Source organism: Gordonia sp. JH63 (assembly GCF_009856645.1).
Taxonomy (GTDB): domain Bacteria; phylum Actinomycetota; class Actinomycetes; order Mycobacteriales; family Mycobacteriaceae; genus Gordonia; species Gordonia hongkongensis.
In genome coordinates this window covers 36,316-60,359 of the sequence record NZ_CP047236.1, presented here as the reverse complement: position 1 = coordinate 60,359, position 24,044 = coordinate 36,316, and the positions used below count along the sequence as shown (strand labels likewise).

Genomic DNA, 24,044 nt, shown 5'->3' with positions numbered 1-24,044 from the left:
AATCAGATCATCAGTGTGAGAGGGAACTGTGTCGTAACGTTCCACCCGGCGACACCGCCACCTTGCCCACCGAACCTCAAGGCTGATCGGCAGCGTGGATCAAGATCTGCTCAAGAACGCCCACGAGGTTGGATGATCGTGTAGACCACCGCCACCATAGGAGCGTGCCCCAAGATCGCAACGTCGTCGACGACCTCCATATGCCGGTGGTCCGACCACCGCACGGTCTGCACGCCCTGGTGATCGAAGATGAGCCCGACATTGCCGAAGTCGTTGCTGACTACCTGCAGCGCAGCGGATTCACGGTCACCGTTGCGCCCGACGGCCAGGAGGGAGTCGCCGCCGCACGCACGGCGAGTCCGGCAGTAGTCATCCTCGACCTGGGCTTGCCGTCACTCGATGGCGTCGAGGTCTGTCGACAGTTACGCACCTTCACCAACGCCTACATCGTGATGGTCACGGCCCGCGCGGACGAAGTCGACACAGTCGTTGGCCTGTCGGTGGGGGCCGATGACTACCTCACGAAACCATTTCGCCCTCGTGAGCTGATGGCGCGCATCGACGCCATGCTGCGCCGACCACGGCCGACCCCAACCGGCGAGTCGCACCCGCGGACGATAGGGGAGCTCACCCTCGACCCTCAGGGTCGTGAAGTCCAGGTGCAGAGCACACCCGTGGAGCTGACTCGGACTGAGTTCGACGTTCTCGAAGCGCTCACGCGGCGGCCCGGTGTTGTGTTCAGTCGAGAGCAACTGCTCACCGAAATCTGGGGACCCAACTGGGTCGGCGATGCCCACGTCGTCGAAGTCCATGTCGCCAGCCTGCGCCGCAAACTCGGCGACAGCGCCGTAGCCGGCCGATTCATCCGCACCGTTCGCGGAGTGGGCTACCGGATGGGTGACGGCCAACCTCGAGGAGACAGCCATGAACGATGAACGTCGACGGTTACGTATCCCCGGCAGCTTCGGCTCCCGGCTCATGCTCGCTCAAGCTATCGTCATCGCCGGCGGCGGCATCAGCGTCGCGATCGTGGCACTATTCGTGGCTCCACACACCTTCCACGACCACCTCGGCCAAGCTCGCCTCGAGCCAGGGTCAGTTCAGGCCGACCATGTCGAAGCCGCGTTCACTTCCTCGATCGTCGTCTCAATGTCTGCCGCATTGATCACCTCGACGATCCTGGCCACGGCCGTCAGCTGGTTCCTGGCTCGCCGCGTACAACAGTCAGTCGCCAGCGTCGCCCGCTCAGCCGTGGCTATTGGCGCCGGCAACTACCGCACGCGCGTACCCGATCGCCAGCTCGGCACCGAGTTCACCCAGCTCAGCCGAGCCATCAACCAACTTGCACAACGGCTGGATTCACAAGACGACATCCGCAAGCGGATGCTGTCAGACCTCGCCCACGAACTGCGCACCCCACTGACCACCATCGGCGCGATCACCGACGCCATCGAAGACGGAATCCGGGCTCCCGACTCACAGACCTTCGACGTCGTGCGCACCGCCACCACCCGCCTGCAGCGCCTCGCCGAGGACATCGCGACCGTATCCAGCACCGACGAGCATCAGATGCCCCTCCACCCGGCGACGATCACTGTCAACGAACTGCTCATCGCGACCTACGAAGAAGCCGCCGACCTGTTCACCGACGCCGAAGTCACGCTGGGCATCGTCACCACCGCCGCGCGCGTACACATCCATGTCGACGCCGAACGAATGAGCCAAGTACTGCTCAATCTGCTCACCAACGCGCTGCGACACAGCTCCCCGGGCCAGCGAGTCGTAGTGAAAGCCGACACCGCCCCGGCACACGCGGTGCGCATCAGCGTCGTCGACTGCGGGGACGGCATTCCCCCTCAACACCTTCCACACATCTTCGACCGCTTCTACCGCACCGACTCCTCACGCACCAGAGACGCCGGCGGCAGCGGAATCGGCCTCACCATCGCCCGCTCTATCGTCGAAGACCATGGGGGCACCTTGCTCGCCGAAAGCCTGGGAGCCGGACACGGAGCCACCTTCACCATCACGTTGCCGACCACAACACGACGTCACATCCACCGCAGCACCCCTGGAACCGAATTCCCCGTGGCCTTCAAACACCGCCCGCGTTGCGGCGCTGCCGATGCGCTCAAACGGGACCAAGCTACTAACTGAGGTAGTCCGTCGTAAGATTGACCCGCATCTAGAGATGGTGGGTGAAAATGACTGGGCTGGGTTCACTGGAACGCGCAGTGATGGACGTGCTGTGGTCAGCCGGTGCGGCGTTGTCGGTGCACGACCTAGTCGAGGAACTCCACGACCGCGAACCGGCCTACACCACAGTGCTCACCGTCGTCACCAACCTGCACAAAAAAGGGTTCGTCGGTCGAGAAAAAGTCAGCCGCGCCTACCGGTACTTCCCCATGCAGACCCGTGAAGAGGCCACCTCACGCACCTTGCGTCAGGTCCTCGACGCCAGCGGAGACTCCGCGGCAGTACTGATGCACTTCGCCCAGACCGTGACACCCGCCGAGCGGGAAGTGCTCAGCGAATACCTCACCCTCAAACCTCGCCACACCCGCGGCGGCGGCACCAAAGCCTAAGCCACAAAAACCCTCCGACAAGTGAAACCCCGGCGCCTCCGGCGAGGCCCAGGCCCGACTACTCAACCGGTCGCGCGCCCCTTGACTGCTGGGAGTAGACGCGCCACCAGCGCACCGGCCACACCCGCAGCGAAGGCCGCAGCACTCAGAGCCGACACCCAGTCGTGCACATCCACAGCGGTCAGCACCCGCAGCTCAACCGGATCACCGCGCCCGACTCCTGAGCGGGGGTCGGATAGCACGAGATCCGACGTTCGGAGCAGCATCACCAGCCAGAACGCGGCCACCGCCTCAAACATCACCACAGCAAGACCCACCGCACGGGAGATCGTACGGGCAGGACCGCGCGGGCCGAACCGACCCGCACGCCGCACCGCGACACCGTCAGTCATGCCTCACCACCTCCCCGCACACCCGCATCAGACCCCACTTCTACTAACCACCTTCGTATTTTGTGGCCATCGGGCGTGGGCGCCGGGAACGAGGGTCTCGAAGCAATCACCACAGGAGGCCGGCCGGGCCAGGCGGAAGACTATCGCGGCCACCAGACCGAAAATCGCGATCACACTGCCAGTACGGACCCACCTCGGGGGTCGATTGAGCTCTGCCCTCAACGCCAACTCGGCAATCGGATCAGCAGGCACCACACCACCCTCGATCGGCCCGCCCGTGGCGGCGAACACGATGAACACCCACATCGCCGAGGCCATCCACACGAGCGAGTCCACCATCACCGCCAACGACGCGCCGTGCAGACGAGCAGAAAACAGCATGAACGCCCCAACACAGAGCAGCGCCAACACGATCGCCGCCGCGAAAAAGCCCTGGGGAGCAACCACCATCACGCCGCCGGCCGCACTCACAGCAAGCGCACACGAAACGAGCGCCCGCCAAGCCTCCCCACCTCGACCCGGCCGACGGGCAGCGGCGACACCACACGCTACGACCGCACCGAACAGCCCCAAGAGTGCCCCTTGGGCCACAACGCTTGCGATCACCGCACCTCCAACAGCCATCTTAAAACTATTCAAAATAGTAGTTCAGATGAGCCGGAGGACGCTGAGCGGAGGGGGAGCAGCCCTACCCCATGGATGGACCGAGGCCTCCCGAGGCGAGGAACCCTGGGCCGCTCGCTCGGGGCCGCAGTCCTCGGCAGCGTCGGAATAGCGGCCTATCGCAGCAGCATCGAGTCCTCCCTTCCCGACAATCTGCCCGCCGACGCAGCAGCCGCGGCCTCCGACAGCATCGGCGGCGCGCTCACCTACGCCGACGAACTGCCCGGAGCGCTCGGGCAACAACTGATCGGGGCTGCAGAGGTAGCGTTCACCGATGGCCTGAACACCGCAGCCGCCGTCATCGCCAGTATTGCGGCGATCATCGCCGCAACGCGGCTACGTCACTAGGAAGCACCCGAGAAGACAACCCAGCAATGGCCCCGATGACTAGCCGCCCTTGCCAGTGTGGGCAGTGCGGCTGTGTCCGCCGTGGATTCAATGCACGGCGAATACGGCCGCCCTCGACGCGAACCAGGTCCCATTATGTCAGATTCTCTTGAAATACCCACTCCTCCAGATGATTTAAAACGCCGATAATGTTGGGTTATGTCATCACCCTGACGTAGGCGCCAGCACAATTCCTCGACGCCGACTTCAGCGCAACATCGAGCCGGCGGCGGCGCAGACCGCTGCGGGTCTAGTGAGCGTGTCGGTTCTGCGCGGCGTGTAGTTGGCGGTGCGCGGCGGCGAGTTGGTGGCGTAGTCGAGCGTTTTCGGCAGCGAGGTCCGGGTTGTGACGGTGTCGGCTTTCTGTGGGGGGAGCGGCCGCGTCGGGTGCGGTGGGTCTTTCGGTTGTAGCGGCGGACGAGGCTCTGATACGGGCGAGGATGTCAGGTTGGGTGTAGATCCATGAGCGTGCGACGCCGGCGGCGCGGGCGAGTCCTGTGACAGTCGTGGGCGCAGGGTGAGCGTCGAAGGCTGCGAGGGCACGTCGGCGGGTGGCGGCGTGGCGGCGGCGCGCGGCCGCACGCAGATGGGCACTGTTATCGGCGTGCATCAACGGTGACCTCCACGGCGATCCCATCCCTGCGGCGGGGGTGGGCGGTTGACGGCGACCCGCCCGGTTGTCGAAGAAAATGACCAGTGGGCGCATTCCACCTCCCAATCGACGGATCGAACATGTGTGCGAACTGTAGGGGGTGGGGGTGACAAACCGGGCGGGTCGAGGTGGGTCGGGTGCGGTCTGGGTTACCCGGCGGGTGATCGTGCCGCGTGTTCGATTCCGGTGGCGGCGCGTAGCTGTTCGGGGTCGTAGCCGTTGGCGGCGTTCATGTCGCAACGGACCGTGCCGTAGCCCTCGGGGAGGCCGTTGCCGTAGCCCTGACCGTCGGTGTACTGGTGGGCGATCATCTGTGCGGCCAGGTCGCGGGTGCCGGCGGTAAACCGCGGCCGTGAGCCGTAGGAGGGGACGACGAACCCGATCGGGGGGCGGGTGGGCCAGATATGGGCGTCGTGTGGGTTGAGGTAGCCGATCACGCGCCGCGGACGACCGTGGATACGGGGGCCGCGCCAGTCACTGATGCCCCAGACGAGCCGGTTGATCGGGTCGCTGTTGTCGCCGGTGATCTGTCCGCCCCACGATTCGACGTCGACCATCGACACGACGTCGGGACGGTTCTCGCCCTGCATCTGACGGTGGGTGGCCAGCACGTCTCGCCAGTTGCGCCGGTACACGCAGTAGACGATGAGTCCCCGCAACCGGCCTGAATCGAGCCACGACCGCGCCGTATTCCAATTATGGGCGAAATTGCGGTCACGATAGGTGCCGTCATTCGATCGGATCGATAACCACTTATAGGGATAGCTGTCATCGATCGGCGGCTGCCATTCGGAAATATCAGCAAACAATGTGTCGGTCATTATCTTCTACTCCATTTCTGATGATTCGGGGTTGATCGTCGGGGCGGTAGAGGATGAGTCGGTTGGTGGTGCTTCGCTTCCCCGCCGTGACCGCTATATCCCGCAAACCCGTTGGGGTGAAGCTGTTCTCAGGTGTAGCGCAACCTGCCGACAGATGCGCTGCAAGAGGGGCGGAAAGGCTTTTGTGATCTGCGGTGTTGTGTCGAGGACGGGTGTCCACAACGCATTCCGTGGCACCGTTTGGCGTATTTGTGTGTCGATTTGTGGTGTGGCCTGGAGTGATGCGTAATTGTCGGTGGCGGGTGCCAACCTGTCGTTAGCTCGTCACCTCGTCGAGCATCCGCCGCCACCAAACGGCGACGGAGTTTAACCACTCGCAAGGAGTATTCGTGATGCAGGACAACACCACCTCTGAGGCCACGGCTGCGACCACCACCCTCGAGGACAACGCACCACTCGAGGGCGCCGCGCCGGCCGTGCAGGCTTTCACAACCACTGCCGCGGTCGCGGCCGGCTGCCAGATCTACCCGCCCACAACGTTCCAGGTGTGCGGGGCGATCCGCGACAAGTACAACCAGATGGGAGGACCGACGAGCTTCCTGCTGTTTCCCAAGAGCAACGAGCTGACCAACCCGGGCAACACCGGCAAACGATCGGAGTTCATCGGCGGCAACATCTACTGGTCGGCCGCCACCGGCGCGCACCCGGTGGCGCACGAGTTTCTGTTCAAATGGGGTGACCACGGCTACGAAACCGGCTTCCTGAAGTACCCGAAGACCGACGAGATCGTGCTGTCCGACGGCATCAGCCGCCGCCAGGAGTTCCAGGGTGGCCACATCTACTGGTCGCCGGCCACCGGGGCACACTCGATCCAGGGTCTGATCTATGACAAGTGGAAGGCTCTCGGCGCCGAGACCGGTGTCCTGAAGTTTCCGACCTCGGATGAGATCGTCGCCCCCGACGGCAAGGGCCGTTTCACCACCTTCCAGGGCGGGGCGATCTACTGGCACCCCAACACCGGGGCGCACCCGGTGTACGGGCCGCTGCACATGTTCTGGGGCCTGTCCGGGTACGAAGCCGGACCGTACGGCTATCCGACGGCTGGCCCGGTTTACACCGGTGACAACGTCTCGCAGACGTTCCAGCGAGGCACGTTGCGGCTGTGGGACGGCCAACTCGGCGGCGTCCACCAGGTCGACGACTCCGAGGAGTTGACCCTCGACGACACCTGGATTTTCCCGGAGTATCCCGTGTGGCCGCCCGAGCCTGACACCTTCGCGGACTGGAACACCGTCGATGATCCCGACGGCTCCCTGTCGAAGCAGAATCGCCAGGAAGCGGTCATGGTCGACAACGCCCTGGCCACCAAGGGGGGTGCGGAAGTTGCCCGGTACCTGTGGAAGCACCTGTACGAAGACCCGGGTATCGACGTGACGCTGGCGCCGAGCACGGTCGACGAGTGGATGGAGACATCGTTCACCGGCTTCGACGGTGTCACTGCACCCGCGCTGATGCGGGCTGCCAATCGTGACCACACTGTCGCGACCGCCATCGAGTTCGCCGATCGGCTCAACAAGCCCTTCAAAGCGACCTTCATCGCGATCGGCAAAGATGAGGAGGGAAATGAGTACAAGGGCTGGATTCAGACCCGAGGACTGCCCGATAGTGATCACTGGTACTCTCTCGGCGGGTACGCGATGTCGGCGTGCACCTCAGTCATCGCCCGGCCCGGTCCGGCTGGCCGGCATCCGATCAAGCTGGCGCAGCAGGCCCACACCTACGACGCGTACGACTACGACACCGACTACGACGGCACGCTGCCGGTCGAGTTCGTGACCGAGGTCGCTTTGCGCGGGTTCCGTCTGGGAATCAACAAGTGGTTCCAGGTCTTCGGGCACGGCAGCCCGATCGCGTGGGAAGGACTGCGCTAGAAGTCAGTAGCCGAGTCGCCGGTTGTGCGCCGGTGGCTCGGCTACGTCCCCCCGTACAGAACGAACAGCTGGGTGTGCGGCGGGGTGAGGTTCAGAATGACTGCACGTTCAACGTGGCCCACGGAGCTGTCGGGCTCGCGGCCACTCTCGGAGCGGCTGATCCGCGCACCACCGCCGGCGGGGCAGGACAATCCAAGCTCGACGAGGTCGTATCTGCGAGGTGAGGGGATAGACGTGCACGGTAGGTCCTCGAACTCGGACAACCCGCGACCGACGTCGGCGGCCCGCAACGTCCGGAACTGATCGGCTGGCCCGTCGTACCGGATGGCGAACGCCGAGGTGCCAACTGAATTCATCGGCCACACGAAGCCCTGGGCGAATTCGAAACCATCGGGGACGTGCACGCTCCGGTGTTCGACGCGATCAGCAGCGTCGTCTGCGTCGATGCTCTTGCGAGACGGCGGTTCCTGAAACCCGCATGCGGTGGCCAGCATCACGGCACACAACACCACCGCCAGGACCACCACACCCGAACGAACTCGACCGAAGCGGGTCATCTCTCTCCCCTGATAGAAGTATGCGCGACAAGTACCGAAGCCGCTGCCGGAACAACCACCCGACTCTATGCGCCGAGCAGGGAACAGCAGCGGGACCGCCGAACGTGTCAGGATCGGCGCATGACTTACACCTACCGCGACTTCGGATGGCTTGCGATCGACTACCCCTGGACGACCAACGCATTCAGCATGGCCTACATCAGCAACGCCGACCCTCGTGAGGTGATCGCGGCGCTGACCACTCGATCGCTGCCGAACACGACAGGGCTCGACGGTGTCAACGAAACCAGCTGGGAGCACTTCGAGGTCATCGGAGCCGCACAACTCGACACCTGGACGATCACCGTGGCGCCGACCAGCCTGGCCGCCGGCAGCGACACCGATATGGCTGAACTGTCACGCGGCCGCGAAATCGTGTCGCTGTCCCGAGATGTCGAAGCACTCAGCGTGTTCACGATCTGGCGAGACGGCACCCAGGTCACCAGCTTCGACCCGCTGCTTCGTTCGGCGTACACCCGCGACCCGAATGCCGGCGACTGGCCATCACTCATGCAGACCGCCGGCCTCGAGCCCGATCCCTACGAAGACGGCACCGGCGACGACGGCTTGCACCACATCATTGATGGGTCGCTGGCGATGGCCGCCAACCGCACCGGTCTCGCGATCACCCCTGAATTCCTGCGCACCGCCGAATTCACCTGCGGCGAAGCGTGAGAACGCTGACGCGGGTGCCCCCGCAGGGGGCATGCTTATGTCAGTTACGTAGGTGAACACCTGTCCCCCAATCATTTTGAAGCGCCGATAATGTACGTTATGTCAGCAGACGGCTCGGAGCTTGACTGTACGGGTCAGGCCGATGCGACCTGACTCTCGCCGTCTATGAGGCCGACAGTTCCGATGATGTGGCGCCGCATGGATTCTCGGGCGCGTTCTTCGTCGCGGTTGTTTATCGCTTTGGCGATCTCGTCGTGGTCGCATTGCCGCTGGGGGAGTGCCTCGGACAGCGGGTTTGCGATACCGGCCGTGTTGATGAGGAAGTCGGACATGTCCCACATGCGTTGGCTGGTTTCTTCCATGATCCGCGAGTGAGCCATCGCGTGGATGACTGCGTGGAACTCGCGGTTGTGGACACGGTACCCGTGGGCGCGGGCGGTGGGATCGCCTAGGAGGAGGAGCGCTTCAACTTCGGCTGATACGCGCCGCAATTCGTGTAATTGGGCATCGGTGCGTCGTGCTGCGGCGACGGCAGCAATGGTGCCCTCGAAGTCGCCGAACAATAGATAGAAGTCCTCGACCTCGCGGTGGGTATAGCTGAGTACCTCGATGCCGCTCTGCGGGATGATCGCGATGAGGCGGTCGGCGGCCAGGCGACGGAGCGCGTCCATGACCGGCTGCTTGCTGACGTCAAACTCGCGGCGGATCTGCTCGACGACGATGCGTTCGCCAGCAGCGTAGGCCCCCTCGAGCAGTCGCGTCTTGAGAACGTCGTACAGCACCGACGAGAGGCGAGCACCCGATAGTCGAGCGGCTGACGCGACGGCGGCCTCATTGGACGGCGTGGGCATTGCGCAGGCCTCCTCGTGATCGTGCGGTCGGTTGTCACTCACGGTAGCGGCGCGCATGTGTCCTGAGTGCGGCGCGACCAGTGTGGCGCAAAACTAGCATTCTAGCTACTTGTGGTGCCTATCACTATGAGCTACCGTCATCTAGAACGCTAGCATTCCAGTTTTCCTGGTTGGCGGTTCGGAGTTCGTCACACGAAGACGCAGTGATGGATACGCTCCGGCGGCTGATCGTCGCTCCGTATTCGGGCTTCGAGGGGTCGCTGCACATATCGAAGGAGAAGCCATGCAGTTCAGCATTGGGACCTGCGCAAAGATTGACCAGGTCGCCATGGTGCGGCAGGCCGAGGACTTGGGGGTCAGTCATTTCGGCGTAGGGGAGGGGCCGTTGCTGTTCAGCGACCCGTATCAGTTCTTGGCGCTGGCCTCGCAGCAGACGTCGACGATCCATCTCGGCACGATGGTGACCAACCCATTGACGCGGATCGCGCCGGTGACCGCGAATTCGATGGCCACATTGAACGCGCTGGCTCCAGGGCGCACGTTCCTGGGCATCGGGACCGCCAACAACGCGCTGCGTTCCATGGGTAATCGTCCGGCCAAGGTCGCCGAACTGTCCCACTCGATCGAGGTGTCGCGGGAGTTGATGGCCGGTCGGCGAGTAGTGCACAAGTGGCTGGGCCAAGAACGAGAAGTCGAGTTCCTCGACAAGGAGAGCGGTTTCTACAACGTCACCGACCACATTCCCATCTGGGTCGCCGCGGGCGGGCCGCGCGGGTTGGCCGAGGCGGCGAAGTATGCCGACGCCGTCGTGTACTGCCTTGGCCCCAACGTCGAGATGATCAAGCTGATCCGAAGCAAGCTCGACAAGGCCGTCGCCGACGCCGGCCGAGCCCCAGGGTCGGTAAAGCTCGTGTCGCTGTCGTGGTTCTACCAGCTCGAGAATGGCGAGACATGGGAAGACGGCGTCACCAATGGTTTCGGATCGGGCCCGATCAGCTCGTGCATCACCAACTCCGGACTGATGAATGATCATCGCGATCAGCTCGGCGACTCGATCGTCGATGCTTCCATCACGGCCGCCCAGCAATACCTGGGGGACCCGACCGCTCCCGACCAGCCGCATTACCTCGACGTATGGGCGAAGTATTTGCGCGGCCTGGATCCGCGCCACCGCCCGATCATCACCAAGGAACTCGTCGACTACTGGTGCCTGTACGGCTCGCCAGGCGAGCTGCGGGAGAAGAGCGCGCTCATGCTCGAAGCCGGTGTCGATGTGCTCCAGGTGTTCCTGTCCAATCCCTTCACCGCGGTCCGCGACATCGACAACATCGGCCGCTCCATCATCGCCCACGCCTGAGCTCTTCCGAAAGCATTGGCTGACAACACTTCTGAATTGAGGACACTTCCTATGAGTATCGAACTCGACCCACGCACCACGGCCTTGATCGCAGTCCATCTGCAAGGCGACGTCGTCGGACCCGACGGCGCTTTCAGCGACTTCTTCTACAGCCAGGTCGTCGAACGCAACGTCCTGGCGACGATCGCCTCGCTGGCCGAGGCTTTTCGCGCCGCCGGCAGCCCGGTTGTCTACACCCGGGTCGCCTGGCAGCCCGACTTCTCCGACCTGCATGTCAACTCGCCGATCCTGGGCATCGTGTCGCAGTCGGGATGTCTCAAGGACGGCAGTGGCCTCGCCGCCATCGTCGATGAGGTCGCCCCTGCCGAGAACGACATCGTCATCACCCACACCCGCGTCGGTGGCTTCCAGGACTCGACTCTCGACGAAGTCTTGAAGCAACACGGCATCGACACCGTCGTATTCGCCGGGGTAGCGACCAATTTCTCCGTAGAGGGCACCGCCCGCACCGCCAGCGATCTCGGCTACCGCGTGATCGTGGCCGAGAACGCCTGCTCCGCCGCGGACGAAGCAACCCACGCCGCGAGTATCGCTTCGCTCGGACTGCTTGCCGAGATCACCACCACCGACGAGATCGCCGCCGCGCTGTCGTCGACCGCGACCACCACCACCTCGGCCTGATCACGGCCCGACCACCGCGAAGAGAGACTGCTAGATGACCAACACCATGCTGGCCGCCCGACTGCATGACCACAACGCTCCGATGCGTATCGAGTCGATTCCCGTTCCGGAACCCCGGGCCACCGACGTGCTCGTCGAAGTCAAGGCCTGCAACGTCGTTCCCAATCTGCGGAACGTGCTCGCCACCTACGCCGAGTGGTTTCCCTACCTCCCACTGCCGCAGCTGCCCGCAGTGTTCGGCCTCGACTCGGCCGGGATTGTCACCGCCGTGGGAAGCCACGTCACCGACGTGGCCGTCGGCGACCGGGTCTATGTCAACCCCGGCCTGTCGTGCGGTGCGTGTCGGGCGTGCCGCCAGGGCGCCGACCAGAACTGCGACAGTTATACCTTCATGGGCTACTTCGCCTTCGGCGAGCGTGGCCAGCAACTGTTCGAGGCCTACCCCTACGGCGGGCTCGCCCAGTATCTCACTGCCCCACAGCGCAATTTAGTCAAGCTTCCCGACTCGGTCTCCTTTGAAGAAGGAGCGCGATTCGGGTACCTGTGCACGGCGTACTCCGCGCTGCGCAAGGCCAACGTCGGGCCGGGTTCGACCGTGCTGATCGACGGCATCTCCGGAACCCTCGGGCTCGGCGCCTGCCTCAACGCCCTGGCTTTGGGCGCGACCCGCATCTTCGGTACCGGCCGCAACGCCGAACTACTCGCTGACGTTCAGACCATCGCGCCCGACCGCATTTTCGTCAGCAATGACCACGGCGAGGGCAGACTGCGCGAGTGGATCCGCACGCACAACCGCGGGGAAGGTGTCGATGTCGTCATCGACTGCCTGGGACCCGGCGCCCCGGTCACCTCGTTCACCGAAGCGCTCAGCGCCCTACGCCGTGGTGGTGTTGCTGTCGACATCGGCGGCATGATGGAACGCGTCGAGGTCGACATGTTCGCCATGATGTGTGCCCAACAGAGCCTGCTGGGCAGCCTGTGGTTCAGCACCGCCGAAGCCCAGGAGATGGCCGAACTCGCCGGTGCCGGCCTTCTCGACCTCTCGGTGCTCGAACACCACCCCTTCCCCCTCGAGAAGATCAACGAAGCCCTCGACGAGTTGCCCGCCCGCCACGGCGGATTCACCAACTTCATCAGCGTCCCTTAGCCCCAACAGACCCGATACGGGCGTCGGGAGCGGCCGCAGTCTCACCGAGCGCACACAGAGACTTGCATCACGCTCCCGACGTCCGTATCGTCGCAACTAGACGGCTAGCATGCTAGTTGCTCGTCAGGAAGGCCGACATGGCAGCCCGCACTCCTCACGATGCCGACCTTGTCGGTATCGCTCATCTCGTTAGGACAGTCCGATGACCGCATCATCCTCCTCGTCGCCGTTGAAGGTGGCGATGGCGAGTTTCATCGGGACGACGGTGGAGTACTACGACTTCTTCATCTACGGCACCGCCGCCGCACTGGTGTTTCCGAAGTTGTTCTTCCCCAACACCTCTCCCACCATCGGGGTACTGTTGTCGTTTGCCACCTTCGGTGTTGGGTTCCTGGCCCGCCCGCTGGGCGGGGTGGTCTTCGGCCACTTCGGCGACCGCCTAGGCCGCAAACAGATGCTGGTCATCTCCCTGGTCGGCATGGGCGCGGCCACAGTGCTGATGGGTCTGATGCCCACCTACGCCCAGATCGGGATCGCCGCACCGATCCTGCTCACCGTGCTGCGACTGCTCCAAGGTTTCGCCGTCGGCGGTGAATGGGGCGGCGCCACCCTGATGGCCGTCGAACACGCACCGAGCGCCCGTAAGGGGTTTTTCGGGTCGTTCTCGCAGATGGGTGCCCCGGCCGGCACCGCGTTGGCGACGTTGGCGTTTCTCGCGGTCGCGCAGTTGCCCGACGATCAGTTCCTCTCGTGGGGCTGGCGGATACCGTTCCTGTTCAGCGCCGTGTTGATCGTCATCGGTCTGGTCATCCGACTGTCCCTGACCGAGAGCCCCGACTTCGCCAAGGTCCGCGAACAGGCCGCAGTGGTCAAGATGCCGATCATCGTCGCGGTGCGCCGTCACTGGAAGCAGATCTTGCTCGTGGCCGGCACGTACCTCAGTCAGGGCATCTTCGCCTATATCTGCATGGCCTACCTGGTGTCCTACGGCACCACTGTCGCCGATATCCCGCGGACTCAGGCGTTGCTGGGCGTGTTCGTCGCCGGTGTCGTGGCTGTCGTGCTGTATCCGGTGTTCGGGTCGTTGTCGGACACCTACGGCCGCAAGACGATGTACCTCATCGGCGCAGTAGCGATGGGTGTGGTGATCGGGCCGGCGTTCGCGCTGATCAACACCGGCAACCCGTGGCTGTTCCTGCTCGCACAAGTGCTGGTGTTCGGCATCGCGATGGCCCCAGCCGCCGGCGTCACCGGCTCCTTGTTCACGATGGTCTTCGACGCCGACGTTCGCTACAGCGGCGTCTCCATCGGCTACACCCTCTCCCAGGTCCTCGGATCGGCCTTCGCACCGACAATCGCGACTGCCCTATTCTCTGCGACCGGTTCAAGCAACGCAATCGTGGCCTATCTCGTTGGCGCTTCGGTCATCTCGATCGTGTCGGTGTGCCTGCTCCCCGGCGGATGGGGCCGCACCGGCGCCCGGCGGCAACTCGACGCCGACCGAGAAGTCAACACCATTGCCGCGAACGACCCGAGAAACCCTGAATCTCCCCACCCCGCCCCTGTCCCTACCAACAGCAAAGTGATCTCGTCATGAATGCCCCTAACACCTCCCCGGCCGATGGCTTCGACACCGATGTGCTGATCGTCGGCACCGGGCCCATGGGTTCGGCGACCGCACTGGCCTTGGCCACCTACGGCGTGCGAGTGCACGTGGTCAACCGATGGAACTGGCTGGCCAACACCCCTCGTGCGCACATCACCAACCAACGTGCCGTCGAGGTGCTGCGTGACCTGCAGGTCGACAAGGAGGCCGAAAAGTACGCCACGCCGTGGGAATTGATGGGTGACACGTTGTTTACCACGAGCCTGGCTGGCGACGAGATCGCCCGATTGCGCACGTGGGGCACCGGCGACGACCGGGTCGGCGACTACATCGCTAACAGCCCGTGCCGCATGCTCGACATCCCACAGCTCTACATGGAACCGGTGCTGTTCAAGAACGCCGCCGAGCGTGGCGCCACTTCGACGTTCAACACCGACTACGTCTCACACGTCCAGGACGAAGACGGCGTGACCGTGCAGCTCGTCGACAACATCTCCGGACGCGAATACAGCATGAGAGCGCGCTATCTCGTCGGAGCCGACGGCGCCCGTTCTCAAGTCGCCGAGGACATCGGGCTCGAAATCGAGGGTGAGATGGCGCGTGCGGCCACTGCCTACGTGCTGTTTCACGCCGATCTGAGCCAGTACGTCGAGCACCGCCCGAGCATATTGCACTGGATTCTCACTCCGGGTGGCAGTTTCGGCGAAATCGGTATGGGCCTGTTGCGGGCTATCCGTCCGTGGGACACCTGGATCGCCGGCTGGGGTTTCGATATGGCCGACGGAGAACCCACCTTCGAACCTGACGACGTCCTGGCCAAGGTGCGCACCCTCGTCGGTGACCCCGAATTGGAGATCGAGGTCGAGTCCACCTCGGTGTGGTACGTCAACCAGGCCGTGGCCACCACTTACTCCAAAGGACGGGTCTTCTGCGGTGGCGACGCGGTCCACCGCCATCCGCCCAGCAGCGGCTTGGGTTCCAACACCTGCATTCAAGACGGATTCAACCTGGCGTGGAAGCTGGCGTTCGTCCTCAACGGCTACGCCGCCCCGTCGTTGCTTGACAGCTACACCACCGAACGTCAGCCCGTCGGTGCACAGATCGTGGCTCGCGCCAACCAGTCGCGCAAGGACTACGGACCGCTCAACGCCTGCTTCGCCACCGACGGCGCCGACGACCCGGTCACCGCCGGCCTGGCCAAGGTCCGTGACCCTGGGCCCGACGGCGTCGCCGTGCGCGACGCGATCGCAGCCGCACTCGAGCTCAAGAACTACGAATTCAACGCCCAAGGCGTCGAACTCAATCAGCGCTACACCTCGAACGCGGTCATCACCGACCCGCAGGCGGGGGAGGAACAGTGGCTGCGCGATCCCCAGCTCTACGTCCAACCCACCACGCGGCCGGGCGCGAAGATCCCACACGCCTGGCTCGTCGACGCATGTGGACAACGCGTATCGACCCTCGACGTCACTGGCAAAGGCAAACTCAGTCTTGTCACCGGCCTGGCCGGCACGGCCTGGTCCAATGCCGCGGCCAAGCTTGACCTGCCGTTCCTGCGGACCGTGGTCATCGGCGCTCCCGGCACCGCCGACCCGTACGCCGCCTGGCACAAGGTCCGCGACATCCATGAGGCCGGTGCGCTACTCGTGCGGCCTGACGGGTACATCGCCTGGCGCCAGTCCGCGGCGGTTTGGGACGACAACGACGCCTTCGAACAGCTACTCGGCGCCCTGACCGCGGTACTGGGCACGAGCCCCGACGACACCGCCCTACGCCTGCACGTCACCGTCGACCCACCATTGGCCGCCACCTGAAACGGCGTGCGGCGAGACCGAACACTTCTCTGGCAGAAAGGAACTACTGATGCCTGTCGCCCTGTGCGCGCTGTCGCACTCACCCCTGATGGGCCGCAATGACCCCTCGCCGGAGGTGATCGCCGAAGTCGACGCCGAACTGGCCGCAGCACGGCGATTCGTCACCGACTTCGATCCTGATGTGGTCGTGATCTTCGCACCCGACCACTACAACGGCGTGTTCTACGACCTGTTGCCGCCGTTCTGCGTCGGACGCGCCGCCCAATCGGTGGGGGATTACGGCACCCAGGCCGGGCCCCTCGATGTCGACCGCGACACCGCCCACCTCATCGCCGAGACCGTCCTGAACTCCGGCATCGACACCGCCCTGTCAGAACGGATGCATGTCGACCACGGGTTCGCCCAGCCGCTGGAGCTGCTGTTCGGGTCGATCTCCGCGGTGCCGACGGTACCCATCTTCATCAACTCGGTGAGCACACCGATGGGGCCGGTGCAGCGGATCCGGCTGCTCGGCGAAGCAGTCGGCCGCGCAGTCTCCGGTCTGGACAAACGTGTTCTCCTACTCGGGTCCGGTGGACTGTCCCACGACCCGCCGGTACCGCAGTTCGACACCGCACCCGAGGAAGTCCGGCAGCGACTCATCGACGGACGCGACATCACCGACGAGCAGCGCGCCGCCCGCGAGGACCGGGTGATCACCGCCGGACGCGACTTCGCCGCTGGCACAGCCACTCTCCAGCCACTCAACCCCGAGTGGGACAACGAACTGCTCGACATCTTGGCCGATGGCGATCTCACTCCCATCGATGCCTGGACCGTCGCCGATTTCGTGGCCGCGGCCGGCAACTCCTCCCACGAGGTCCGCACCTGGATCGCCGCCTACGCGGCGATGTCAGCCGTCGGCCCGTATCGCATGACCTCGCGCTACTACCGCGAGATCCCCGAATGGATCGCCGGGTTCTCCATCACAACCGCGATCACCACCAACCCCTGACGCCAGGAGCATCTCCCATGACCAGCACTGTCGAAATCCCGGAGTACACGACCGATGAGTTCTTCGGTCTCGCCGACAAATGGCTGACCACCGCCGACGGCGAGCTCACCCACTACCACGAACTCGGCACCGGCACACCGATCCTGTTCCTGCACGGCTCCGGCACCGGCGTGACCGCCGCAGCGAATTGGTGGCTCAATCTGCCGCAGCTGAGCCGGCATGGCCGCTGCATCGCGATCGACTCCATCGGCTATGGCCAGTCGGTGGTCGCCGAGGGCACGACGTACGGCATTCGCGAATGGGTCCGGCACGCCGTCCGTGTTCTCGACGCGCTGGGAATCGAGAAGACCTGGATCGTCGGCAACTCGCTCGGTGGCTGGCTGGCGTTCCAGTTCGCCATCGACTTCCCCGAGCGACTTCTGGGGATCGTGTCGATGGGCACCGGCGGTGCGAAGCTGACCGGAGCACTCAAGGGCCACTCCAATCCGAACCTGTCGGAGGACGGCGTCCGCAACACGCTCGAGCAGTTCGTCGTCGACAAGTCACTGGTCACCGACGAGCTGGTGTCGCTCCGCTACGCGTCCGCACTGAACGACACCGCCTCGGACCGCCTCAAAGATGTTGTCGCGGCGCGCGATCGCGACCGCACCGAACTGCCGCTGGACTTCGACGTTCTCGCCAAGCTCAACATCCCGGTGCTGCTCATCCACGGTGTCCAGGACGTTGTTATTCCGGTGTCGCGGACCTGGGACCTGCTCAACGTCATTCCTCACGCCGACGCGCACATCTTCAGTCAGTGCGGCCATTGGTCGCAGGTCGAACGAGCCGATGAGTTCAACGAGCTCGTCGGTAACTACTTGACTCGTCACCTCACCGGTCACTGATCCGGCCAGCAGAAAGACAACCTCCCATGCCCGTCTTCACCGAACCGAGCGTCCGGGTACGTGCCGCGGCGCAACGTCTCGCCGAAGCCGAGATCAACCGCGCGCCGTGCGCTCCGATCCGCGACCTCATCGACACCGCCGACATCGATTCCGCCTACGCCGTCCAGCAACACAACGTCGCCGCTGCGCGCGCAAGCGGGCGCTACGTCGTCGGCCGTAAGATCGGACTGACCTCGCCAGCCGTTCAGCGTCAACTCGGGGTCGATCAGCCCGACTTCGGCGTCCTCTACGACGACATGGACGTCTCGAACAGCGTTCAAATCCCGATCAACCGCCTCCTGCAACCCAAGATCGAAGCCGAGGTGGCATTCGTGCTCGGCCGGTCGATCACCGATCCAGTCGAAGCTGACGCCGCACGAGATCACGTGGCCGAGGTAATTGCCGCGTTCGAGATCGTCGATTCGCGGGTGGCCGACTGGGACATCTCGCTGGCCGACACCATCGCCGACAACGCTTCGTCCGGGCTCTATGTACTCGGCGACCGGTTGAACGTGAACTCGGCGCCCGATCTCGCCGCGGTAACGATGACCGTCACCGACGAACAGGGCACGACCCTGTCAGCGGGTACCGGCGCTGATTGCCTGGGCAGTCCGTACAAGGCGCTGGCGTGGCTGGCCAACACCGCCCTACGGTTCGGCAATCCGTTGCAGGAGGGTGACGTCATCCTCTCCGGGGCACTCGGACCAATGGTGCCGGTGACCGCCGGGGCGACCTACACCGCAACGATCAGCGATATCGGCACAGTCACCGCCGCCTTCTCCGCGAACTGAAAAAGGACAGAACCATGGCGAAAACCAAAGTGGCCGTAATAGGTTCGGGCAACATCGGCACCGATCTGGTCATCAAACTCAAGCGCATCGCCCGCAATGTCGAGATCGCGGTGCTGGTTGGAATCGACCCGAAGTCCGACGGACTCGCCCGGGCACGGCGGCTGGGAATCAGCACCGTGGACAGCGGGGTCCAAGGCCTCATCAACCACCCCGACTTCGACGACATCGACATCATCTTCGACTCCACGTCGGCCAAAGCGCACATCGCCAACGCGGAGGCGCTGAAACCGTACAGCAAACGACTCATCGACCTGACCCCGGCCGCGATCGGACCGTACGTGGTGCCCCCGGTCAACCTCGAGCAGCACCTCGACGCGCCGATCGTCAACATGGTCACCTGCGGAGGCCAGGCCACCATCCCGATCGTGGCCGCCATCGCCGCGGTCACCCCGGTGCACTACGCCGAAATCGTCGCCTCCATCGCGTCGAAGTCCGCCGGACCCGGCACCCGCGCCAACATCGACGAGTTCACCGAAACCACCTCCAAGGCAATCGAAGTGGTGGGTGGCGCGGCACACGGCAAGGCCATCATCGTACTCAATCCCGCCGACCCACCTCTGATCATGCGCGACACCGTCCTGGCTCTGGTCACCGATCCGGATCAGGACGCGATCCGCGCCTCGGTCGGCGACATGGTCGAGCGTGTCGCCCAATACGTGCCGGGATACCGCCTCAAGCAGCAGGTCCAATTCAGTGCCGTGGACCCGGCCGACAATCTGACCACCCTCACCGACGGCGAGCCGATCGACGGTCAGGTCTGGAAGGTCGCCGTATTCCTCGAGGTCGAGGGCGCCGCGCACTACCTGCCAGCTTATGCAGGAAATCTCGACATCATGACCTCCGCGGCTCTGCAGGTCGCCGAGCGAATCGCCGAACAGTCTCTGGAGTTGACCCGATGACCACCACCACTGCCGACCAGAGCGTCGGGGCCACCGCAGCCGACGGCGCAGCGCTCTACATCCAGGACGTCACGCTCCGCGACGGCATGCACGCAACCCGTCATCGCATCCGGCCTGAACAGGTCGCAGCCATCGCCGCGGCGCTCGACGCTGCAGGCGTCGACGCCATCGAGGTCACCCACGGTGACGGACTGGCCGGCCACAGCCTCACCTACGGGCCCGGGAGCAACACCGACTGGGAATGGATCGAAGCGGCCGCTGATGCAGTACACCGCGCGACGTTGACCACTCTGCTGCTTCCGGGGATCGGTACCGTCGCCGAATTGACCCGCGCACACCAGATGGGCGTCAGCTCGGTGCGCATCGCAACTCACTGCACCGAGGCCGATGTGTCCGCTCAGCACATCGCCACCGCACGGGAACTCGGCATGGATGTGTCCGGCTTCCTAATGATGTCGCACCTGACCGAACCGGCCGACCTGGCCAAGCAGGCGAAGCTCATGGAATCGTATGGCGCGCACTGCGTCTACGTCGTCGACTCCGGCGGCCGGCTGACCATGGACGGTGTACGCGAGCGCGTCCGCGCCTACCGCGACATCCTCGACGCCGACACCCAGATCGGTATCCACGCCCACCAGAATCTGTCGCTGTCCGTGGCCAACTCGGTCATCGCGGTCGAAGAAGGGGCCATCCGTGTCGATGCCTCGCTGGCCGGGCACGGCGCCGGGGCCGGCAACTGCCCAATCGAACCGTTCATCGCCGTTGCCGATCTGAACGGGTGGAAACACGGGTGCGAGCTGTTCCCGCTACAGGACGCGGCCGATGACATCGTCCGTCCCCTGCAGGACCGGCCGGTCCGGGTCGACCGGGAGACGCTGACCCTGGGGTATGCCGGCGTGTACTCCAGCTTCCTGCGTCACGCCGAAAACGCATCCAGGAGCTACGATCTCGACACCCGCGACATCTTGATCGCGGTCGGTCAGCGACGTCTCGTCGGCGGTCAGGAAGATCTGATCACCGATATCGCTCTCGACCTGGTGGCGCAACGCGACCGAGACTGAGCCGCTGGCAATGGGAATCACCGCCCACGTGCGCGCGAGCCTTCGGCCACGGTCCGTCGACGCCTACCTTGCGCCGTCGCTTCGCGTCGGCATTGCAGTGGGCGTGCCGCTGCTGGTCGCGGTGAGCTGCGGGTGGCATCACTGGGCCGCCTACCTCTCGCTGGGCAGTCTGGTGTCCCTGTACGGCAAGAACGCCCCGTATCGGGAACGCGCATCATTGTTGGCCGGGGTGGGTATTGCCCTGACCGCTGCCGTGGTGATCGGCGCCGCGGCCGCCGGCCTGTCGAACGACTACCTTCGACTCCTGGTCGTGGCGGGTGTGGCCGCGCTGGCCAAAATCGGTTTTGATGCGGCCGCCACAGGCCCGCCCGGTGGGCTGATCGTGGCATTCAGTTGTGCCACGACAGCGTTCGTCGACTCCACGCCGCCATTGGCGGAGGTCTTCCTCATGTGCTCTGTCGGAGCGGTGTGGGCCTGGATGGTGTGCATGAGTGGCTGGATCGTCAACCCCTACGGGCCACTGCAGATCACGGTAGCGCGCGCCCTGCGGGCTGCCGCCGCCCCAGACGCCACTGCGCCTGCCGGCCGCGTCGCATGTGCGCAATCTGTTCTGCTCGCCCGCAACGCGATCGGTCGTTGCCGCTCCGCTCGGCAGGTCGAACGGCTGGCATCGCTCGACCGGGCGGTCGACAGAGCAGAGTCGACGATGCTGAGCCGCAACGGTGTCGATGACGCCGAACGAGGACATCTGCGAGCACTGGCCCGTGATGTCGCGCGCCGGCGTCGGCAGACATCAGCCTCCGATGTTTCACGGCCAGCCCGCACCTCGACAGCTGCACCCAGTCGGCTTCGGGCTCTCCTGCGGGCACTGCACCCGAACTCGACACTCATGCCCGGAGCCATCAGAACCCTCGTCGGAGCCATGGCTGCCGGGGCGGTGGCGCTGGCGCTGGGTGTGGGGCATTCGTACTGGGCAGCGATCACCGCGGTGGCGGTCCTGGCGGTGACCAATGCAGCTGGCAGCCTGGCTCGGGTTCTGCAGAGAGTAGCGGGATCATTGCTCGGCGTCGGCATCGCCTTCGCTGTGCTCACGTCCGCCAGCGAACCCGTCCTGATCGCGATGTTGATCATTGTCTTCGTCACCGTGGGTGAGATGCTGGTCGTGCGCAACTATGGGTACGGCATGGTGCTGATCACGCCGACGGCGATGCTGTTGACGGCGATTGCTCATCCGAGTGCGGCCGGTTCGTTGTCGGCCGATCGCCTCACCGACACCGTGATCGGAGCAGCGGTCGGTGTCCTATGTGCCGTTCTCATACCCCATCCGCGGGCCCACCGGAACGTCGAGTCGGCGTTGGCCGCCGCTCGTACCGAGTTGCACCGATTTGCCCACGACCGCACCGACGAAGCACGCCGACGTCTGCTTCACGCGCTCACCGTACTGCGAGAAGCTCATTCCACGGCGTCGGGCGAGTACTGGACTGGCACAGTGAACAACGAAGAGGTCTCGCAGGTCGAACACGAGGGTTTCCGGGCGGTGCAAGAGACGACGCCGTTATGAATTACCCACGAACGCAGCTCATGTGAGCTGCGCACCGAGACGATATTCCTCGACTGGAAGTGTTACCGACGTGGCCTCCTCGATCTTCTCCTCGCGACGCAGACAACTCCTGGGTCTCCTGGTGGGCATCAGCCTGGGACTCGCCATCGTTACCGCCGGTCACGGACCGATTCTGCTGTCGTTGGCGGTCGCCACGCTTGTTGTCGCCTGTGCCGTGTTCATCCACGACGGCCGAACTCGTCGATGAGCGGCGAATCGGTGACCCCCGCTTCCACGACGGAGGAAAGTCACCCCGCGGCGGCGTCTCGCGGCGTGCTGGTGGTGATCACTGTCCTTGCCGTCATATTCCTGGGATTGACCCTCCGATCACCGATCAGCAGCCTGGCCGTGGTCCTCCCTGATGTCCAACTGGCGCTGCAGTTATCGCAGCTGATGACCAGCTTGCTGACCACCGCGCCCGTGCTGTGTTTCGCCGGCATCGGGTTGTGGCTGGGTCCGCGGGTCTTCCGTCTGGGGCTGCGTCGAGTCGCGGTCTTGGTCCTCGTCGCGATCGGTGTCGGCACTGTCGGCCGTGCGGCTGCCGGTGGTGGCGTGGTGTTCGCCGCCGCGACACTGCTGATCCTGTCGGCGATCGCGATCGGGAATGTGCTGATCCCGGCGGCGGTCAAGGCGTACTTCCCTCGGCATGTTCCGGCTGTGAGCGCGGTGTGCGCCGCTGCGATCATCGGTGGGGCGGCTCTGGGCGCGGCGCAGACCGGTTGGCTGCAACAGATCTGGGGCTGGCGGGTCGCCCTGGCGGGTACCGCAGTGATTGCCGTCGTAGGCGCCTGTCTGTGGCTGCTGGTCGGCACGGGCTGCGGCAAGCCCTCGGCTGTCGCCACATCGACAGTCCGGACACGTCAGCTCATTCTGCTACGTCCTGTGTGGTTCCTGACGGTGTGCTTCGGATTCGTCACCGCTCAAGCCTATGCCCAGATGGGTTGGTATCCGGCGATACTCATCGATGCCGGCTTCGACAGCGTCGCGGCAGCAGCCCAACTCGCGTTGCTGACCGGCATCGGCATTCCGACCATGGTCCTGCTTCCAGTGCTGACCCGCCTCGTCGGACAGCGCGGTGCAATCTCGGTCCTCGCCGCGGCAACGGCCCTCGGATGGCTCGGAGTCCTCTGTTGGCCGACAACGGCGACCTGGTTGTGGTCTGCGCTCATCGGGTTCGGTGCGGGCAGCTTCGCCTGGACACTGTCGATGATCGGCCGCCACGCGCAGGGCACGGAAGCCACGTCGGCACTCTCCGGGTTTGTCCAGGGGATCGGCTTCACGTTCGCGGTCATCGGACCGCTGGGAGTGGGGGTTCTCCGAGACGTCACCGGCTCATGGACAGCCTCTTTATGGCTACTCGTCATCGTCGGCGTGGGCATCGGCGCGGCGGGCGTAGGCACCGCCCACCGGTGGTCGGTAGAGGAGTTGCTGCACGCACGCTCGCCGCGCTTGCCCGCATCATGACGTGCCGACGTTATCGCTCGGTGCAGTCCGACGATGCACGACACGTTCGTGCGTGCGTGTGCGGATGTGGGTTTCAGCCCGACGATCCGCCTGC

Annotated in this window: 23 protein-coding genes; 19 read left to right on the top strand and 4 right to left on the bottom strand. The window is 64.6% G+C overall.

What is annotated here, in order from left to right; genetic code table 11:
• Nucleotides 1-200 precede the first annotated feature (200 nt).
• From GR168_RS23210 to GR168_RS23200, 3 genes are read left to right on the top strand one after another with little or no spacing between them, the layout of a single operon-like run.
• Nucleotides 201-935, top strand: a complete 735-nt coding sequence (locus tag GR168_RS23210) for a response regulator transcription factor (protein ID WP_159372110.1) — start codon at nucleotides 201-203, stop codon at nucleotides 933-935.
• Nucleotides 925-2,157 (top strand): HAMP domain-containing sensor histidine kinase, encoded by a 1,233-nt coding sequence (locus GR168_RS23205; RefSeq protein WP_101823225.1) that lies wholly within the window; start codon nucleotides 925-927, stop codon nucleotides 2,155-2,157. Before GR168_RS23210 ends, GR168_RS23205 begins: the two co-directional genes overlap by 11 nt.
• A gap of 47 nt (nucleotides 2,158-2,204) precedes the next feature.
• Nucleotides 2,205-2,585, top strand: a complete 381-nt coding sequence (locus tag GR168_RS23200) for a BlaI/MecI/CopY family transcriptional regulator (protein ID WP_101823215.1) — start codon at nucleotides 2,205-2,207, stop codon at nucleotides 2,583-2,585.
• Nucleotides 2,586-2,647: 62 nt separating this feature from the next.
• On the opposite strand, the gene GR168_RS23195 is transcribed toward GR168_RS23200, so the two are convergent.
• Entirely contained in the window at nucleotides 2,648-2,977 is a 330-nt protein-coding gene (locus GR168_RS23195) for a hypothetical protein (RefSeq protein WP_068971521.1), read from the bottom strand.
• A 27-nt stretch (nucleotides 2,978-3,004) separates the two neighbouring features.
• A complete protein-coding gene (locus GR168_RS23190; protein WP_231894176.1) occupies nucleotides 3,005-3,448 on the bottom strand; it encodes a hypothetical protein in 444 nt (147 codons plus the stop codon).
• A gap of 228 nt (nucleotides 3,449-3,676) precedes the next feature.
• Here GR168_RS23190 and GR168_RS23185 point away from each other — a divergent pair, with 228 nt between their 5' ends.
• Nucleotides 3,677-3,988 carry a hypothetical protein gene (locus tag GR168_RS23185; RefSeq protein WP_238995135.1) on the top strand — a complete coding sequence of 104 codons (312 nt, stop codon included), beginning with the start codon at nucleotides 3,677-3,679 and terminating at the stop codon, nucleotides 3,986-3,988.
• Between the two features lie 840 nt (nucleotides 3,989-4,828).
• On the opposite strand, the gene GR168_RS23180 is transcribed toward GR168_RS23185, so the two are convergent.
• Nucleotides 4,829-5,500: a hypothetical protein gene (locus GR168_RS23180; protein WP_159372040.1), complete on the bottom strand. Its 672-nt coding sequence runs from the start codon at nucleotides 5,498-5,500 to the stop codon at nucleotides 4,829-4,831.
• Nucleotides 5,501-5,892: 392 nt separating this feature from the next.
• Between GR168_RS23180 and GR168_RS23175 the strand changes: the two genes are divergently transcribed.
• Nucleotides 5,893-7,431: an LGFP repeat-containing protein gene (locus GR168_RS23175; RefSeq protein ID WP_203235966.1), complete on the top strand. Its 1,539-nt coding sequence runs from the start codon at nucleotides 5,893-5,895 to the stop codon at nucleotides 7,429-7,431.
• Nucleotides 7,432-7,841: 410 nt separating this feature from the next.
• Nucleotides 7,842-8,702, top strand: coding sequence for a DUF6461 domain-containing protein (locus GR168_RS23170; RefSeq protein WP_159372038.1), 861 nt, complete (start codon nucleotides 7,842-7,844; stop codon nucleotides 8,700-8,702).
• Nucleotides 8,703-8,836: 134 nt separating this feature from the next.
• On the opposite strand, the gene GR168_RS23165 is transcribed toward GR168_RS23170, so the two are convergent.
• A complete protein-coding gene (locus GR168_RS23165) occupies nucleotides 8,837-9,553 on the bottom strand; it encodes a GntR family transcriptional regulator (protein WP_159372037.1) in 717 nt (238 codons plus the stop codon).
• A 283-nt stretch (nucleotides 9,554-9,836) separates the two neighbouring features.
• On the opposite strand from GR168_RS23165, the gene GR168_RS23160 reads away from it, so the two are divergent.
• The 13 genes from GR168_RS23160 to GR168_RS23100 all read left to right on the top strand — a co-directional run bounded on the left by GR168_RS23160 (nucleotide 9,837) and on the right by GR168_RS23100 (nucleotide 23,950).
• A complete protein-coding gene (locus GR168_RS23160; protein WP_159372036.1) occupies nucleotides 9,837-10,910 on the top strand; it encodes an LLM class flavin-dependent oxidoreductase in 1,074 nt (357 codons plus the stop codon).
• A 57-nt stretch (nucleotides 10,911-10,967) separates the two neighbouring features.
• Entirely contained in the window at nucleotides 10,968-11,591 is a 624-nt protein-coding gene (locus tag GR168_RS23155; protein WP_159372109.1) for an isochorismatase family cysteine hydrolase, read from the top strand.
• 34 nt (nucleotides 11,592-11,625) lie between these two features.
• Nucleotides 11,626-12,738 (top strand): alcohol dehydrogenase catalytic domain-containing protein, encoded by a 1,113-nt coding sequence (locus GR168_RS23150; RefSeq protein ID WP_159372035.1) that lies wholly within the window; start codon nucleotides 11,626-11,628, stop codon nucleotides 12,736-12,738.
• A gap of 202 nt (nucleotides 12,739-12,940) precedes the next feature.
• Nucleotides 12,941-14,335, top strand: a complete 1,395-nt coding sequence (locus GR168_RS23145) for an MFS transporter (protein WP_159372034.1) — start codon at nucleotides 12,941-12,943, stop codon at nucleotides 14,333-14,335.
• A complete protein-coding gene (locus tag GR168_RS23140; RefSeq protein WP_159372033.1) occupies nucleotides 14,332-16,158 on the top strand; it encodes an FAD-dependent monooxygenase in 1,827 nt (608 codons plus the stop codon). The genes GR168_RS23145 and GR168_RS23140 overlap by 4 nt, the downstream gene beginning before the upstream one ends.
• A 49-nt stretch (nucleotides 16,159-16,207) precedes the next feature.
• Nucleotides 16,208-17,152 carry a 3-carboxyethylcatechol 2,3-dioxygenase gene (locus GR168_RS23135; RefSeq protein ID WP_159372032.1) on the top strand — a complete coding sequence of 315 codons (945 nt, stop codon included), beginning with the start codon at nucleotides 16,208-16,210 and terminating at the stop codon, nucleotides 17,150-17,152.
• A gap of 17 nt (nucleotides 17,153-17,169) precedes the next feature.
• A complete protein-coding gene (locus GR168_RS23130) occupies nucleotides 17,170-18,036 on the top strand; it encodes an alpha/beta fold hydrolase (protein WP_159372031.1) in 867 nt (288 codons plus the stop codon).
• 26 nt (nucleotides 18,037-18,062) lie between these two features.
• Nucleotides 18,063-18,866 carry a fumarylacetoacetate hydrolase family protein gene (locus GR168_RS23125; protein WP_159372030.1) on the top strand — a complete coding sequence of 268 codons (804 nt, stop codon included), beginning with the start codon at nucleotides 18,063-18,065 and terminating at the stop codon, nucleotides 18,864-18,866.
• Nucleotides 18,867-18,880: 14 nt separating this feature from the next.
• On the top strand, nucleotides 18,881-19,825 hold the full coding sequence (locus tag GR168_RS23120; protein ID WP_159372029.1) for an acetaldehyde dehydrogenase (acetylating): 945 nt from the start codon (nucleotides 18,881-18,883) through the stop codon (nucleotides 19,823-19,825).
• Nucleotides 19,822-20,886, top strand: coding sequence for a 4-hydroxy-2-oxovalerate aldolase (gene dmpG / locus GR168_RS23115; RefSeq protein WP_159372028.1), 1,065 nt, complete (start codon nucleotides 19,822-19,824; stop codon nucleotides 20,884-20,886). The genes GR168_RS23120 and dmpG overlap by 4 nt, the downstream gene beginning before the upstream one ends.
• 10 nt (nucleotides 20,887-20,896) lie before the next feature.
• Nucleotides 20,897-22,447, top strand: a complete 1,551-nt coding sequence (locus GR168_RS23110; RefSeq protein WP_159372027.1) for an FUSC family protein — start codon at nucleotides 20,897-20,899, stop codon at nucleotides 22,445-22,447.
• A gap of 70 nt (nucleotides 22,448-22,517) precedes the next feature.
• Nucleotides 22,518-22,694, top strand: coding sequence for a hypothetical protein (locus GR168_RS23105; RefSeq protein WP_159372026.1), 177 nt, complete (start codon nucleotides 22,518-22,520; stop codon nucleotides 22,692-22,694).
• 11 nt (nucleotides 22,695-22,705) lie between these two features.
• A complete protein-coding gene (locus GR168_RS23100) occupies nucleotides 22,706-23,950 on the top strand; it encodes an MFS transporter (RefSeq protein ID WP_159372025.1) in 1,245 nt (414 codons plus the stop codon).
• Nucleotides 23,951-24,044 lie beyond the last annotated feature (94 nt).

Coding starts and splice junctions, on each gene's coding strand:
- GR168_RS23210 (WP_159372110.1), top strand. CDS start 201: ATGCCGGTGGTCCGACCACCGCACGGTCTGCACGCCCTGGTGATCGAA.
- GR168_RS23205 (WP_101823225.1), top strand. CDS start 925: ATGAACGATGAACGTCGACGGTTACGTATCCCCGGCAGCTTCGGCTCC.
- GR168_RS23200 (WP_101823215.1), top strand. CDS start 2,205: ATGACTGGGCTGGGTTCACTGGAACGCGCAGTGATGGACGTGCTGTGG.
- GR168_RS23195 (WP_068971521.1), bottom strand. CDS start 2,977: ATGACTGACGGTGTCGCGGTGCGGCGTGCGGGTCGGTTCGGCCCGCGC.
- GR168_RS23185 (WP_238995135.1), top strand. CDS start 3,677: ATGGACCGAGGCCTCCCGAGGCGAGGAACCCTGGGCCGCTCGCTCGGG.
- GR168_RS23180 (WP_159372040.1), bottom strand. CDS start 5,500: ATGACCGACACATTGTTTGCTGATATTTCCGAATGGCAGCCGCCGATC.
- GR168_RS23175 (WP_203235966.1), top strand. CDS start 5,893: ATGCAGGACAACACCACCTCTGAGGCCACGGCTGCGACCACCACCCTC.
- GR168_RS23165 (WP_159372037.1), bottom strand. CDS start 9,553: ATGCCCACGCCGTCCAATGAGGCCGCCGTCGCGTCAGCCGCTCGACTA.
- GR168_RS23160 (WP_159372036.1), top strand. CDS start 9,837: ATGCAGTTCAGCATTGGGACCTGCGCAAAGATTGACCAGGTCGCCATG.
- GR168_RS23150 (WP_159372035.1), top strand. CDS start 11,626: ATGACCAACACCATGCTGGCCGCCCGACTGCATGACCACAACGCTCCG.
- GR168_RS23145 (WP_159372034.1), top strand. CDS start 12,941: ATGACCGCATCATCCTCCTCGTCGCCGTTGAAGGTGGCGATGGCGAGT.
- GR168_RS23140 (WP_159372033.1), top strand. CDS start 14,332: ATGAATGCCCCTAACACCTCCCCGGCCGATGGCTTCGACACCGATGTG.
- GR168_RS23135 (WP_159372032.1), top strand. CDS start 16,208: ATGCCTGTCGCCCTGTGCGCGCTGTCGCACTCACCCCTGATGGGCCGC.
- GR168_RS23130 (WP_159372031.1), top strand. CDS start 17,170: ATGACCAGCACTGTCGAAATCCCGGAGTACACGACCGATGAGTTCTTC.
- GR168_RS23125 (WP_159372030.1), top strand. CDS start 18,063: ATGCCCGTCTTCACCGAACCGAGCGTCCGGGTACGTGCCGCGGCGCAA.
- GR168_RS23120 (WP_159372029.1), top strand. CDS start 18,881: ATGGCGAAAACCAAAGTGGCCGTAATAGGTTCGGGCAACATCGGCACC.
- dmpG (WP_159372028.1), top strand. CDS start 19,822: ATGACCACCACCACTGCCGACCAGAGCGTCGGGGCCACCGCAGCCGAC.
- GR168_RS23110 (WP_159372027.1), top strand. CDS start 20,897: ATGGGAATCACCGCCCACGTGCGCGCGAGCCTTCGGCCACGGTCCGTC.